Below are 14160 nucleotides of genomic sequence, written 5' to 3' on the forward strand. Positions count from 1 at the left end.
GCCAGTTGGGAGCCTCTCTGGCAGGCTCAGGGCTGAACGGCGCATATTTTCCAAAATATCGCGCATGCTAGACCATCGAGAACGGCGGGGCCCTCCCCCGCCCAAAGGTGGGATATGCCATGCAGGAATCCATTTGGAACAGGACCGCCTCCCTGCGGCCTCGGGAGCCCCTGTCGGGGGACCGGAAGGTAGACGCCGCCGTCATCGGCGGCGGGCTGGCCGGCATCCTCACCGCCCATTTTCTCCGGGCGGCGGGGCTGGAGACGGTGGTGCTGGAGGCCGCCCGGGCCGGAAGTGGCCAGACCGGGCGCACCACCGCCAAGATCACCGCCCAGCACGGCCTCATCTACGAGCGGCTCATCGACCAGCTCGGCCGGGAAAAGGCCGTGCTCTACGCCCAGGCTAACCAGTGGGCCGTGGCGGAATACCGCCGTATGGTCCGGGAGGGGGGCATCGACTGCGACTTTACCGACTGCCCGGCCTACCTCTACGCCACCGGGGACCCCTGGCCCATCCACCGGGAGGCGGAGGCCGCCCACAGCCTGGGCATCGACGCGGCCTGCACGGCCGACACCGAGCTGCCCTTCCCCGTGGCCGCCGCCCTGCGGTTCGGGAATCAAGCCCGGTTCCACCCGCTGCGCTTCCTGGACGCCGTGGCGGAGCCGCTGGAGCTCTATGAGCAGACCCGGGTACGGGACGTGGAGGGAAACCGGGTGATCACCGACCGGGGGACGGTGACGGCGGAGCACGTCGTGTTCGCCTGTCACTACCCCTTCCGCAACGTCCCGGGATACTATTTTCTCCGGATGCACCAGGAGCGCAGCTACGTGCTGGCCCTGGAAAACGCCGCCGGGCTGGAGGGGATGTACTTCGGCACCGACGGCGACGGCCTCTCCTTCCGGCCCCAGGGAGACCTGCTCCTGCTGGGCGGCGGGGGCCACCGCACCGGGGAAAATTCGGCGGGCGGGCAGTACCAGAAGCTGCGGCAGGCCGCCCGGAGCTTCTGGCCTGAGAGCCGGGAGATGGCCGCCTGGAGCGCTCAGGACGGGATGCCCCTGGACGGTGTGCCCTATATCGGTCGGTTCTCCGCCACCACACCCAATTGGTATGTGGCCACCGGCTTCCAGAAGTGGGGGATGACCTCCTCCATGGTGGCCGCCCGGCTGCTCACCGACCTCATCACAACCGGCGCCAGCCCCTGGGAGGAGGTCTTTACCCCCCAGCGCTTCCAGCCCCCCGCCGCCGGGAAGGCCCTCCTCCAGGAGAGCGCCCAGGCCGCCAAGGGGCTGGGGCGACGGCTGTTCACGCCCCCCAGGGCAGAGGTGGAGGCCCTGCCCAGGGGCCATGGCGGCGTGGTGGAGTACCGCGGGGAAAAGCTGGGGGTCTACAAAGATGACGGCGGGGAGGTCTTCTGCGTCTCGGTCCGCTGCCCCCATCTGGGCTGCCAGTTGGAGTGGAACCCGGATGAGAAGAGCTGGGACTGCCCCTGCCACGGCTCCCGGTTCGACTACCGCGGGCGTCTGCTGGACGGCCCGGCCCAGCGGGACGCCGACGTCCCGGAGTGAGAAGCGGGCCCCCGGTCCATTGGCCGGGGGCCCGTTTTACTCCTCTTCCGCGTGGCGCTTGATGCTCTGAGGAACATGCTCCATGCTGCGGACCCGGTGGACGTTGTCGGAAATCTCGCTGAGGGCCGCGCCCGCCTCCATGTCGTACTGCTGGCAACAGGCCAGGTCCCCCAGGGAGAGCATCCCCACCACCTTGTCCCCCTCCATGACCGGCAGACGCCGGACCTGCTGGGCCGCCATTCTGCGGGCCGCCTCGTGAGCGTCGTCGTCGGGGGCCACCACGGCGCAGTTTCGGGTCATGATGTCCCGCACCGGCACCTTGCTGGGGTCCTCCTGCGCCGCCACACACCGGGTCACGATATCCCGGTCGGTGACGATGCCCCGCAGGCCTCCGTCCGTGCCGCACACCGGCAGGGAGCCCAGGTTATGCCGGGCCAGCAGCCGGGCCGCCAGGGCCGCCGACTCGGACGGGTCGATGGACACCACGCTCTGATTCATCAAATCGCGTACTTGCATAAATACACCGCCTTTCACGGTTAGTTTCCGCGAAAGGCGGCCGTTTTATTCCCCGTCCTTCAGCTCCAGATTGCGCTGGAGCGGCCCCGGTCCCCGCCAGGTAAAGGCCCGCCCCGGGTAGCGCTCCAAAAACTGTCTGCGGGTTTGCCCCGCCACGTCCGGCAGCGTCAGGGCGGGCACCAGATCGTCCCGGAATTCCGGCAGGGGGGTGACCGGCGCAGCCCGGTTATAGGGGCAGACCTGCTGGCACACGTCGCAGCCCCAGATCAGCGGGTGGGCCGACAAAAGGGCGGCCTCCTCCGGCGTCAGCTCCCCCGTTTTCTGGGTCAGATGGGACAGGCAGCGGTCCGTCCGGACCCCGTCTGCCTCCAATGCCCCGCCGGGGCAGGCGGCGGCGCAGGCCCCGCAGTGGACGCACCGGCGCAGGGGGACGGGCTCCGGCCAGGGATAGCCGGTCAGATTGGTCAGGATGGTCCCCAGAAAGATCCAGGAGCCCCATTTGTCCAGCAGCACCAGGCCGTTGTCCCCCAGCACCCCCAGCCCGGCGCACAGGGCGGCGGCCCGCTCGGGAATGGGGCTGCTGTCGGCGGAGGGCCGGAAGATGTGCTCCGGCCAACGGGCCCGCAGCCGCGCGCACACCTGCTCCAGCCGCAGAACCACTGCGGCGTGATAGTCCTCTCCCCGGGCATACCGGGACAGGTTGCCGGGATCATCCCCCGCGTAATAGGGAAAGGCGGCCACAAAGACCCCGGTCGGGGAGGGGCACAGCCTCTCCGCCCGAGCCCGGGCAGGCGGGTCCATCCAGCGGGAGAGGCCGCCGAAGCCGACGGCGCCCCACGCCGCCGCTCCAGCGGCCTCAAACCATGCGTTCATATTTCTTACTTCTTCAGGCCGGGGTTGTTCTCCAGCTCCTTCAGGGCGTCCTTGTAGCTCAGGTTCACGCGGCCCTTCTCGTCAATCTCGGTGACCTTCACCCAAATCATGTCGCCGATGTTGACCACATCCTCCACCTTCTCCACCCGACGGTTGGCCAGCTTGGAGATGTGCACCATGCCGTCCTTGCCGGGGGCCAGCTCTACGAAAGCGCCGAAGGGCAGGATGCGGACCACCTTGCCGTAATACAGTTGCCCCACCTCGGGCACAAAGACGATGGTCTCGATGGTCTTCTTGGCGGCGTCGCAGGAGGCCTTGTCCACGCCGGCGATATAGATGGTGCCGTCGTCCTCGATGTCGATCTTGGCGCCGGTGTCGGCGCAGATCTTCTGGATGACCTTGCCGCCGGAGCCGATGACCTCGCGGATCTTGTCTACGTCGATCTTCATCTTCACCATCTTGGGGGCGGTGTCGGCCACGTCGGGGCGGGGCTGGGCGATGCAGGGCAGCATGACCTCGTCCAGGATCGCAAAGCGGGCGTCCTTGGTGATGGCCAGGGCCTCCTGGATGATGGCGTGGCTCAGGCCGTCATTCTTGATGTCCATCTGAATGGCGGTGATGCCCTTCTTCGTGCCGGCCACCTTAAAGTCCATCTCGCCGTGGAAGTCCTCCACGCCCTGGATGTCGATAAAGGTGGTGAAGGAGCCGTCGTCGTCCTGGATGAGGCCGCAGGAGATGCCAGCCACAGGGGCGGAGATGGGCACGCCGGCGTCCATCAGAGCCAGGGTGGAGCCGCAGATGGAGCCCTGAGAGGTGGAGCCGTTGGAGCTCAGGACCTCAGAGACCACGCGGATGGCGTAGGGGAAATCCTCCTGGCTGGGGATGACGGGCTCCAGGGCCCGCTCGGCCAGGGCGCCGTGGCCCTTTTCGCGGCGGTTGACGCTGCGGGCGGCGCGGGCCTCGCCCACGGAGTAGGAGGGGAAGTTATAGTGGTGCATATACCGCTTCTCCTCTTCCTCCCAGATGGTGTCCAGCTTCTGGCAGGCGGAGAGGGTGTTCAGGGTGCAGACCGACAGGACCTGGGTCTGGCCGCGGGTGAACAGGCCGGAGCCGTGGACCTTGGGCAGGACCCCCACCTCGGCGGACAGGGGACGGATCTCGTTCTTGGCCCGGCCGTCCACCCGGTGGCCCTCCAGCAGCCAGGCCTTAACGATCTTCTTCTGGAACTTGTAGGTGATCTCCTCCAGGTACTTGTCCATCTCGGGGAAGTCCTCCAGGAAGAGCTCGTGCCAGTGGTCGATGAGCTTGTTCCAGCGCTCCTCGCGCACGTTCTTGTCGTCGGTGTCCATGGCGGCCTTGGCCTCGTCCAGAGTGGCCTCCACAATCTTGTCGAAGAGCACCTGGTCGAAGTCGGCGTGGTCGTAGGTCATCTTCTCCCGACCGATCTCGGCGACCATGGCATGGATGAGGGCCACCTGCTTTTTGATCTCCTCATGGGCGGTCACGATGGCGTCGTACATCTTGTCGTCAGGCAGCTCCTTGGCGCCGGCCTCGATCATGATGACCTTGCCCTCGGTGGCGGCCACAGTCAGGTCGAGCTGGGAGGCGTGCTTCTGCTCCTGATTGGGGTTGAGCACGATCTGGCCGTCCACATAGCCCACCTCCAGGCAGCCGATGGGGCCGGCCCAGGGGATGTTGGAGTAGGCCAGGCAGGCCGACACGCCGATCATGGCGGTGACCTCGGGGGAGCAGTCGTAATCCACGCTCATGACGGTGGCGGTGACCACCACGTCGTTGCGGAAATCGTAGGGGAACAGAGGCCGGATGGACCGGTCAATGACCCGGCTGGCCAGCACGGCGGGCAGGGAGGGCTGGCCCTCCCGGCGCAGGAAGGAGCCGGGGATGCGGCCCACGGCGTACAGCTTCTCCTCAAAGTCCACGCTCAGGGGGAAGAAGTCGATGCCGTCCCGGGGCCGGGCGGAGGCGGTGACCGCCACCAGCACGGTGGTATCGCCGTAGTGGACCATGGCCGAGGCGTTGGCCAGCTCGGCCACCTTGCCCACCTCGATCTTCAGGGGCCGGCCGCAGAGATCCATCTCAAAGACCTTGTAGTTGGGGAACTGCTTGTGTGTGATAACGGTTGACATGTGCGTCCTCCTTCATTGATCGGCGCACATCAGAGCCTTCAGCCCTTTTAGCACTTGAACGCGCCCTCCTCTGCGGCAGGGACGAGGGCAGGTTCAATTGCTAAAAAAGTGGATGGGCTCTGGTGGGCGTCTATTTTTGGTACATGGGAAGAAGGGGCGGCACGGTGTTCCGCGCCACCCCTCATTCAGGTTCTTACTTACGGATGCCGAGCTTCGCGATCAGGGCGCGGTAACGCTCTACGTCCTTGTTGGCCAGGTAGTCCAGCAGCTTGCGGCGCTTGCCGATCATCTTATACAGGCCGCGGCGGCTGTGGTTATCATGCTTGTGCATCCGCAGATGCTCGGTGAGCCCGTTGATGCGGGCGGTGAGGATGGCGATCTGCACCTCGGGGGAGCCGGTGTCAGTGGGGTGCGTGCGGTTGGCCTCGATCACGGCCGTCTTTTCGTCCTTACGGATCATGGGGATGTCCACCTTTCTGTTTCAATTGCCCATGGAGCTGCGTAGCGGGCGGGTGAGACCCCCGCAGAACAGCGGGCTGTGTCCCGAAACGAAGCGCCAGGGCCGGTATGGGCACTTTACGTGCCTTAATAGACTATCATATTTTAACACCTGTGTAAAGAAAAAAATCCCCTTTCCAAACAAAATTTCCGTGGGCCGCAACATCTTGCGGCCCACGGAATGGGGGATACCACGTATGGTCAGGCAAGACGCACGAACTGCACCATTGCCGTCACCGTTACGGCCACCACGGCCAGGCTGGCCAGCAGGTCCAGGGCAAGGCCCACCCGGCGCACGTTCCGCCGGCGGCGGGCGGCGCGGACCTTGGGGGACTCCGGCGGCACCAGCCGCAGCAGGGGCGCGGCGGCCTCCGGCTGAGTGGGCGCGGGCTCCTGGACCGGCACGTCCTCCCAGTCGCCGCCGGACACGGCCGAGAGCTTTCGGCGGTATGCCCCCAGGTCCACCACGTTGCCCTCATGGCGAATAAAGCTGCTGGTCTGATAGTAAATGGTCTGCATGCCGATCCCTCCCGCTGTCGATGTGGCCAGTCTACCAGAGGTACTGTCCTAAAAACCGGACTTTTTCTCCGCCCGCTCTTACATATGGACGTCTTTTTTCTCCCAACGTTTAGGGAACTTTTGTTCGATCAAATTATACAACGGATGTTCGATAAAAGTCAAGGAAAATTTGGGGAACCGGATGGGAAAATTTACGTCTAAGAGGTATAGTGATACCAGAGCGAACCATTTCAGATCGAATGGAGGTTTTGTAATGAAACGGCTTTTGTCTCTCGTGCTGACCCTGGCCCTGCTGGGTGCTCTGGCCCTGCCCGCGGCGGCGGAGGAGGACAGCGACGCCCGGCTGGCCGCCGTCACCCTGCGGGTAAAGGAGACGCTGGGCATCGACACCCAGGTCTATGACCAGTTCTACGGCGACCTGACGGAAAACGAGCTGGCCCCGGCGTGGTACCTGTCCTGGAGCGGCGAGGCCGGCTCCCTGGAGGTCACCGCCACCGAGGACGGCAAGATTCTGCGCTACGACCGCTACGACGAGGACGTCTCCAACCGCCGGGACACCCTGTCCCTACCCGAGGGAGACCCGGTCCAGGCCCAGGCGGCGGCCCAGGCCTTCCTGGACCGGGTGCTGGGCGAGGAGGAGTCGGCGGAGCTGGAGCCCTTCGACTCCGGCGGCTGGCTGGGGAGGACCCAGTACCGCTGCCGCGGCGCCCTGCGGCTCAACGGCCTGCCCTCTCCGCTGTCCTTCTCCCTCTCCGTGCGGTGCAGCGACAACACCGTCACCTGGTTCTACCGGGACAGCCTGGAGGGCGCGTACCTGGGGGACATCCCCGCCGCCCGGTTCCGCACCGGCGCGGAGGCCGCCAAGGCCCTGCTGCGGGACACCCTCTCGCTGCGGCTGGAGTATGTGCGCTCCGAGGACGGGACTGCCGCAGTGCTGCGCTATCTGCCCAACCCCACCGACGAATACTATGTGGATGACGTCTCCGGGCAACTGGTGGACCTGACCGCGCTCTACCGGGAGCTGGGCCGGGGCGGCGCCCTGCTGGGGGACGGGAACAGCGCAGCCCCCGCCGAGTCGGCGGCGGCCATGGACATTGCCAAAAGCCTCACCCAGGCGGAGCAGACCGGGGTGGAGAAGCTGACCGGCGCGCTGAGCAAAGAAGAGCTGGACCAGCGGGCCCGGGCGGTATCGGAGCTGGGTCTGACCGCCTACGCTCTGGCCGCCGCGTCCTATCAGGTGGAGCGGGCCGGCGCGGACGAGGACGCCCTTCCCGCGGACGCCAAGGTCACCGCCCAGCTCACCTACGCCCGGCAGACCGACCAGGGCGTCTGGCGGCGGTACGTCACCCTGGACGCCAAGACCGGTGGGTTGGAGAGCGTATCCAGCTCCATGCCCTGGCGGGAGGACTGCCGGGCGGCGGTCTCCGAGGCCGAGGCCCGGAAGAAGGCGGAGGCCTTCCTGTCCAAGTACCGGGGCGAGCTCTTCGGGGAGAGCGCAGCCTATGAACGGGATTCCGGCCCGGCGGCCTGGCGCACCCCGGATGACGCCGAGCCCGAGAGCTGGTCCTTCGTCTACGCGCAGCAGGTCAACGGCTATTTCTTCCCGGACAACTGCCTCTACGCGGAGATCGACTCCTCCGACGGTTCGGTGTCCGGCTTCTACCAGGCCTGGACTGAGGGGATCCCCTTTGAAAGCCCTGAAGGCATCATCGGTCCCCAGGCTGCGCTGGAGGCCTATCTGGCCACCTTCCAGCTACAGGGCGGCTATGTGGCCGTGCCGGAGAAGCTGGACCTGTCCAACCCCGACTACGGCCCGCTGGCCGAGATGGGGTTCTCCTATCTCTCGACGCTGAAACTGGGCTACACCCTGGTCAGCGGCGGCGACCCCGTCCTGGGCATCGACGCCAAGACCGGCGAACCTGTGGTCCACCGCTATGAGGAGGCCGCCGTCCAGTACGGCGACCTGGACGACGCTCCCTGGGCCAAGCCCGCCGTGGAGGCCCTGGCCCGATACGGCGTCGGCTACGCCGGGGATTCCTTCGCGCCCACCCAGGCCCTGACCCAGCGGGACCTGGTGGCCCTGCTGGTCAGCACCCGGGGCTACCGGGTGGACCCCGGGGCTCTGGACGACGCCGGGGCCGACGACCTGTACCGCACCGCCTACGGCATGGGGTTGCTCACCCGGGCGGAGCGGGAGGACGGCAGGCCGCTCACCCGTCTAGAGACGGCCAAGCTGCTGCTGGACGCCGGAGGCTATGGCCCGGCGGCGCGGCTCCAGGGGATCTACCACACTGCCTTCTCCGACCAGGCCGACATTCCCGACGGACTGCTGGGATACGCCGCCCTGGCCCAGGGGCTGGGCATGGTTCGGGGGGACGGCTCCGGCCGCCTGAATCCCAACCGCACCGCCACCCGGGGCGAGGCCGCGGTCATGCTCTATGCCTTCATGGGGCGAGCCTCCTGAGGCAAGAAAAACCGCGGGACAGCCGAATGGCTGTCCCGCGGTTTGGTTTTCATTGCTCCTTCTCCTGCGCCAGGCGCTGCTCCAGCGCCTGCACATGCTCCCTGAGCCGCTGCTTCATCAGGAAGGTGGACAACACCCGGGCCACCAGGGTCAGGGATTCGATCTGCTCCTGGGTCCAGTAGCGGTTGGCCCGGCACTCGTCAAAGCCCACATAGCCCTTGAACCGCCCGTCGTCCAGAATCGCACACTGGAGCATGGAGCAGATCCCCTGGGGGGCCAGCACCGCATAGAGGTCGGGGTGGAGGGTGGAGATGTCCCGGCAGTAGAAGATGCCGTTGGCGTCGAAGTTGGACTGGTAATCCCCCAGGTCCTCCTGGTAGGACAGGCCCTGGAGGTTCTCCCGTTCCGACGAGACCCCCTCGCCGCACCACTCAAAGGTGTTATAGCACAGGGTGTCGTCCGCGCTGTTTTCAAAGATATAGACCCGGCTCACGTCATAGGCCCGGCCTACGACCTCCAGCATCTGGCCGATGGCGGCCTCGGTGGTGCCGGCGTCGTAGAGCATCCGGAAGGCGTACCGGGCAAGCTGTTCGGTGACGTCGCACACCGAGTCGGAGTCGATGGGGGAGCTGACGGCGGAGCGGCTCCTGCCGCTGCGGCCGGGACCGTCCTTCAGCTCCTGGCTGTAATAGGCAAAGCACGCCTTCCCCTGGCTCTTGGCCTGGTAGAGGGCCAAATCGGCGCACTGGTACAAGCGCTGGTAGTCGGCGCCGTCGGCCGGGCACAGGGCGATGCCCACGCTGCAGGAGAGCTGCAGGTCGGGGGCGCCCTCCAGCGGCAGGGCGGCTATGGCGGCCAGGATTTCCCCGGCCTTGACCCCGGCATCCGACGCCTGGCTCAGACTGGACAGGAATACCGCGAATTCATCCCCGCCAATGCGGCCGATGACATCGGAGCCCCGGAACTGCCGCTTCAGACAGGCCGCCAGGTCGGTGAGCACCGCGTCTCCGCACAGATGGCCGTACTGGTCGTTGACGTTCTTGAAGTTGTCCAGGTCCAGAATCATCAGGGCCTGAATCTCCTCCGGCCGCCGCCCCTCGATCAGCTCGGCGGCCCGGGATCGTGCCGCGCTCTGGTTCAGCAGACCGGTAAGGGAATCCTTCTGGGCCTGCTCCAGCAGCCGCTGTTCGTGTTTCTTCTCGGCGTCGATGTCGGTGATGACCCCCACCGCCTTGATGGGCCTGCCCTCGCTGTCGAACTGTGTGGTGGCCCGGATACGGCACCAGAGATAGCGGCCGTCCCAGCTACGGATGCGGAACTCTGCCGATGAATAGGGTGCCCCCGCCGACGCGGCCTTCAGGAGCTGGCGGAAGGCGGGCATGTCGTCAGGGTGGACGTCCTTGGAGCTGGGGATGCGGGTACTGATCTCCCGCCGGATGGGGGCGTAGCCAAATTTTTTCTGCCAGTTGTTCGAAAAACTCAGGGTATCCTGTACGATATTCCACTCGAAAATGATGTCGTTGGTCTGATCCATGATGATCTGATGGCGCTCCAGCGACAGGCGCAGGGCCTCCTGGGCCTGCTTACGCTCGGTGATGTCCATCAGCATGGTGTTGAACACCGGCGCGCCGCCGGGGCTGCGCACCAGGCGGGACCGATCCAGCACCCAGAGCGGGTGGCCGTCGCGGCAGATCAGGCGGTACTCCTGTTCCACCGTGGAGTTTATCACCGGCGCGCGGAAATTCTTCCGCACATTTTCCCGGTCGTCGGGGTGGATCAGATCAATCAGGCGGTTGTGGTACTGCTCCTCCAGCTCCGTCTGGCGATAGCCCACCATATCCAGAAAGCCGCTGCTCATCTGCAGGATGGTAAAACCTCTGTCATCGCGGCAGCGGAGCACCCCTCCGGGCAGATTTTCCATCACATCCAGCAGCTCACGCTGGCTCTCCGCCGCCCGCTGGCGGAATTCCTCCGTCCGGGCCCGGCTGTCCTGCAGGACATAGAGCCGTCCCGGCCGCTGATCAAAGTCCGGCTGGGAGAGGTGGATGTGGCAGAGTTGGAGGCCGTCCTCCGTTTCCGTGCAGACCGCGCTGAACCGCAGGTCCAGCTCTGCCAGTCCGGCAGACGGGTCGCCGGGCTCGGCGCGGAATCCGCCATAGATCAGCCAGCCTTCGCCGGGCAGGGGCTCCGCCTCCTGCCAGCGCTCGGTGATGGAGAACGCTCCTCCGTATTCGGCCAGGTCTTGCTCCAGCAGGCGGCGCGCCTCCTGCTTTCCGCAGCAGACCTCGCCCCGGCCGCTGCCGATCCAGGTGACCCCGGGCGCCATCGCCGCCAGAAGGGCCTTCATGTCACGCTGCTCCAGATAGGTCTGCTCCAGTCGGATGATAAACTCCACCGCCTGCGTCCGTTCCATGTCGGCCCCCCTCTCTGGGAAATATTAGCATGAACTGGTTTCTGCCTCTATTATAGCAGACCTGACCGGCCTTGAGAAGCACGATTTATAAAGTCAGAGTAATTTCTTCCGACACAAAACACCCCGGAACGATGTGCGTTCCGGGGTGTTTCGTAACTTTTTAATAGCGCCGGTCCAGCGTCTGGATCACCTGGGCCACGCAGTCCTCCTCGCAGGAAGACAGGAGGACGGCGCCCCAGTCCCGGACCGCCTGGGCACAGTTGGCGGGGGCAAAGGGCACGGCAGACACCGCCAGCATGGGGATGTCGTTCTGATTGTCCCCCACGCAGTAGATGTGTTCCCGGCCGACGCCCAGCCGCTGGGCCAGCTTCAGCACCATGCCGCCCTTGGTGGCGGTCTTGGCGGTGCACTCCAGCAGCACCGCGTTGGAGAAGATGACCTCATAGCGGTCCGGCCAGCGGTCCAGCAGGTACTTCTGGGCAGTCAGCAGGCTTTGGTAATCGGCCTGGATCACCGCCTTACTCCAGGGCTGGGGCATGTCCGGCAGGTCCCGCTGGGTCCAGGTGGTCCTGACCCGCTCCACATGCCGCTGGGTGAAGGCGTTGGGCTGAAAGATATACACGTCGTCGCCGTGGTAGGTCTCCACTCCGATCTGGGGCATGACGGCGCAGAGCTGCCCCAGGTCGGCCGCCGCCGTTTCGGGCAGGGGCAGGTCCACCACCGTGCGCCCGGCAGCAAAGTCGTAGAGCAGCGCGCCGTTGGACAAAATCACGGGGGCGTTGAGGGGAATGGTGTGCGCATAGGGGGCAAAGGTGCGGCGGGCCCGGCCGGTGGCCACGGTAAAGCGGCCGCCCTCGCGGATGAAATACGCCAGCGCCGCCCGGTTGCCCGGGGACAGCTCGCAGCTTCCGCCCACCAGGGTATCGTCAAAGTCACTGGCCAGGAGAACGCCCTCAAATTTGCCCAATCCAATCACACCTTCTTATTTCGGAATATCCTCCCCCACATAGAATTTCTTCAGAGGCGCGTAGAGCAGCCCGGCGATGGCCAGGGCCAGAATGGTGTTGGGGAGCATGTAGGAGCCGTTATACACGAGCGAGTAGAGATTGGGCTCGTCGAACACCGTGCCCAGAATTTCGGTGGGAGCGTAGATACGGTAAATGGTAATGCCGCTGATGAAGTGGACGATAAAGCGCCCCAGGCAACCCAGGACGGTGCCGGCAAAAATGCCCCACTTTTTCCCTTTGAATAGGCCCGCCAGACCCAACGGGGGAAAGGCCACCAGATAATCCAGCAGCATGGACTGCCAGCCCCAGGCATATGCGCCGTCGAAGATGAGCTGTAAAAGGCCGAATACAAAGCCGGCCAGCAGGCCGTCCTTCAGGCCCCAACGCACGGCGAAGAGCAGGATGGGGAACATGGCTGGGGTGAGGGAGCCGCCGTTGGGCAGCTCCATGATCTTGATATAGCTCAGGATCTGGGCCAGGGCCACCATAATGGCGCCTTCGCACAGCATGCGGGTGCGGGTGCGGCCGGACACGGCGGAGCGGGTCGGTTTTGCAGAGGTCATCGATCATTTCTCCTTTTAAAAAATGTACCGCAGCGCAAACCGGAGCTAGCGCAAGCGGTACAGGAGAAACGACACGGTGTCGAATCAGCTTCCTACGCCGGCATTACCCGGATCAGGTTCAAGGGACCGGAGGCGGCCATACGCCTCGCATCTCAGCCGGACTTGCGTCCAGCGCCCCTGTATTCGATTTGTCCTGCGGTCGGGTCCTATTTTATCTCAGCCTGGACAGCTTGTCAAGCAACGCGGTGAAGTAGTCCGGCAGGGGACACTCCACGGTCACCCGTTCCCCGGTGCGCGGGTGGAGGAAGGACAGCCGCCGGGCGTGGAGGCACTGGCCGACCAGGCCGGGATAGGGCTTTTTGGCCCCATACACCGTGTCCCCCAGAATGGGATGGCCGATGGAGGCCAGGTGGACCCGGATCTGGTGGGTGCGGCCGGTCTCCAGACGGCATTGAATGTGGGTGCAGCCGGGATACCGTCCCAGTACGGCCCAGTGGGTCACCGCCCGGCGGCCGTTTTTCCGGTCGATGGCCATCCTTTTCCGGTCCGCGGGGTGGCGGCCGATGGGAGCGTCCACCGTGCCGGCGTCTTCCCTCAGGCTGCCCGCGCACACCGCCTCGTATTCCCGGTACAGGGAGTGGTCCTGGAGCTGCTCGGCCAGGGCCAGATGGGCGGCGTCGTTCTTGGCGGCGATGATGAGCCCCGAGGTGTCCCGGTCGATGCGGTGGACGATGCCGGGGCGCAGCGCTCCGTTGATTCCTGAAAGGCTATTTCCGCAGTGATATAACAGCGCGTTGACCAGCGTGCCGTCGGGATGGCCGGGGGCGGGGTGGACCACCATGCCCACCGGCTTGTTGACCACGATGACGTCGCCGTCCTCGTATACCACGTCCAGCGGGATGTTCTGGGGGAGGAGGTCCACCGGAGCGGGGTCGGGCAGGACCACCTCCAGCACGTCGCCGGGGGAGGTCTTGTCGTTTTTCCGGGCCGGGCGGCCCGACCGGGTCACCGCCCCCTCCTCCAGCAGCCGCTGGGCCGCCGAGCGGGTCAGCCCCTCCACCGAGCGGGCCAGAAACTGGTCCAGCCGCTCCCCAGCCCGGTCAGCCGTCAGCCGGATGGGTGTCATGGCCGGACTCCTTTTTCTCCAGCTTCTCGGCAAAGAAGAGGATGTAGACGACGAAGGCGATGCCGCCGCAGACCACGCAGATGTCGGCCACGTTAAAGACGGCAAAGCGCATAAACAGGGTCTGGAACATATCGGTGACAAAGCCCAGGAACAGCCGGTCGATGAGGTTACCCACCGCCCCGGCCAGGACCACCGACAGGGACAGGACCCCAAAGGGGTGCTTCACCACTTTTTTGACCAGGGCGGCGGCGATGACCACCGCCACCACGGCGGAGACGATGGTGAGCAGCCAGGTATGCTGGGAGAGCATGGAAAAGGCCGCCCCGGTGTTCTGGACATAGGTGAGCTCCAGAATGTGGGGCAGGAAGGGGAGGGAACCTCCCAGGGGGATGTGGGCGCGGACCAGAAACTTGACGACCTGATCCAGAACCACCAGCGCGAGGATGAGGATGGCATAGAGCATGAGCGG

The 14160-nt window shown here is 65.5% G+C and carries 12 protein-coding genes and 1 riboswitch; of the genes, 2 read left to right on the forward strand and 10 right to left on the reverse strand.

All coding sequences use genetic code 11. From position 1 onward, the window contains the following. Nucleotides 1-119 precede the first annotated feature (119 nt). A complete protein-coding gene (locus tag BN2154_RS02620) occupies nt 120-1565 on the forward strand; it encodes an FAD-dependent oxidoreductase (protein ID WP_050617311.1) in 1446 nt (481 codons plus the stop codon). Between the two features lie 36 nt (nt 1566-1601). On the opposite strand, the gene BN2154_RS02625 is transcribed toward BN2154_RS02620, so the two are convergent. From BN2154_RS02625 to BN2154_RS02645, 5 genes are all read right to left on the reverse strand, one after another. Next, nucleotides 1602-2081 carry a CBS domain-containing protein gene (locus tag BN2154_RS02625; protein WP_050617312.1) on the reverse strand — a complete coding sequence of 160 codons (480 nt, stop codon included), beginning with the start codon at nt 2079-2081 and terminating at the stop codon, nt 1602-1604. A gap of 45 nt (nt 2082-2126) precedes the next feature. Beyond that, on the reverse strand, nt 2127-2954 hold the full coding sequence (locus BN2154_RS02630) for an epoxyqueuosine reductase (protein WP_050617313.1): 828 nt from the start codon (nt 2952-2954) through the stop codon (nt 2127-2129). A gap of 5 nt (nt 2955-2959) precedes the next feature. Continuing rightward, nucleotides 2960-5101, reverse strand: a complete 2142-nt coding sequence (locus BN2154_RS02635) for a polyribonucleotide nucleotidyltransferase (RefSeq protein ID WP_050617314.1) — start codon at nt 5099-5101, stop codon at nt 2960-2962. Between the two features lie 193 nt (nt 5102-5294). After that, complete coding sequence (rpsO, locus tag BN2154_RS02640) at nt 5295-5561, reverse strand: 30S ribosomal protein S15 (RefSeq protein WP_050617315.1); 267 nt, start codon at nt 5559-5561, stop codon at nt 5295-5297. Between the two features lie 239 nt (nt 5562-5800). Next, nucleotides 5801-6118, reverse strand: coding sequence for a hypothetical protein (locus tag BN2154_RS02645; RefSeq protein ID WP_050617316.1), 318 nt, complete (start codon nt 6116-6118; stop codon nt 5801-5803). Nucleotides 6119-6371: 253 nt separating this feature from the next. On the opposite strand from BN2154_RS02645, the gene BN2154_RS02650 reads away from it, so the two are divergent. After that, nucleotides 6372-8582: an S-layer homology domain-containing protein gene (locus BN2154_RS02650; protein ID WP_050617317.1), complete on the forward strand. Its 2211-nt coding sequence runs from the start codon at nt 6372-6374 to the stop codon at nt 8580-8582. A gap of 49 nt (nt 8583-8631) precedes the next feature. Here BN2154_RS02650 and BN2154_RS02655 read toward each other — a convergent pair whose 3' ends face one another. The 5 genes from BN2154_RS02655 to lspA form a co-directional block, all read right to left on the reverse strand. Further along, nucleotides 8632-10995: a diguanylate cyclase gene (locus BN2154_RS02655; protein WP_094762322.1), complete on the reverse strand. Its 2364-nt coding sequence runs from the start codon at nt 10993-10995 to the stop codon at nt 8632-8634. Nucleotides 10996-11155: 160 nt separating this feature from the next. Further along, the gene (locus BN2154_RS02660) at nt 11156-11971 is read right to left on the reverse strand and encodes an HAD-IIB family hydrolase (protein WP_094762323.1); all 816 of its coding nucleotides are present in this window, start codon (nt 11969-11971) and stop codon (nt 11156-11158) included. A gap of 6 nt (nt 11972-11977) precedes the next feature. Then, a complete protein-coding gene (thiT, locus tag BN2154_RS02665) occupies nt 11978-12565 on the reverse strand; it encodes an energy-coupled thiamine transporter ThiT (protein ID WP_238073712.1) in 588 nt (195 codons plus the stop codon). A gap of 71 nt (nt 12566-12636) precedes the next feature. Next, nucleotides 12637-12754: riboswitch (TPP riboswitch) on the reverse strand. Nucleotides 12755-12776: 22 nt separating this feature from the next. After that, nucleotides 12777-13691: an RluA family pseudouridine synthase gene (locus BN2154_RS02670; protein WP_050617319.1), complete on the reverse strand. Its 915-nt coding sequence runs from the start codon at nt 13689-13691 to the stop codon at nt 12777-12779. Continuing rightward, on the reverse strand, nt 13666-14154 hold the full coding sequence (gene lspA, locus BN2154_RS02675) for a signal peptidase II (protein WP_050617320.1): 489 nt from the start codon (nt 14152-14154) through the stop codon (nt 13666-13668). Before lspA ends, BN2154_RS02670 begins: the two co-directional genes overlap by 26 nt. Nucleotides 14155-14160: the final 6 nt, after the last annotated feature.

The sequence above is a fragment of the Intestinimonas massiliensis (ex Afouda et al. 2020) genome (genome assembly GCF_001244995.1).
In the GTDB taxonomy this organism is placed as follows: domain Bacteria; phylum Bacillota; class Clostridia; order Oscillospirales; family Oscillospiraceae; genus Intestinimonas; species Intestinimonas massiliensis.